Consider the following 353-nt stretch of genomic DNA (forward strand, 5'->3'; position numbering starts at 1 on the left):
TGTTTTTCAGGTGCCCAACTATTTCTACCAACATCGATCCATCCTTCTTTACGAGCATAAATCATGACAGGCGCTTTTGAAGAAATTGTACCTTTATATGGACCATCAATACCATCGTAATAATTTACTCCCCATCCTTCTGGATACTTTGATACTGCTTTGAAAGGCCAGTAATTATAATGTTCAGCCTTTACCCAACGACTTCTACCTAAATCTAACCAAACATCACCATCTGCTCCCCAGTAGGCACCCCAATATAATACTTCCGCTGCTGTTGTAAAACGTCCTTGAAAAGAACCGTGTGGTTTATCATGATAGTTAACACCAAACCCTTCTGGATACTTTGATTTGGC

The 353-nt window shown here is 39.9% G+C and carries 1 pseudogene; it reads right to left on the minus strand.

Annotated elements, in window-relative coordinates:
- Positions 1 to 353 (minus strand): annotated as a pseudogene (locus JDS80_RS30805) (hypothetical protein); the annotation flags it as partial.

Origin of the sequence: Bacillus cereus group sp. N8 (assembly GCF_016483685.1) — a bacterium.
In the GTDB taxonomy this organism is placed as follows: Bacteria; Bacillota; Bacilli; order Bacillales; family Bacillaceae_G; genus Bacillus_A; species Bacillus_A proteolyticus.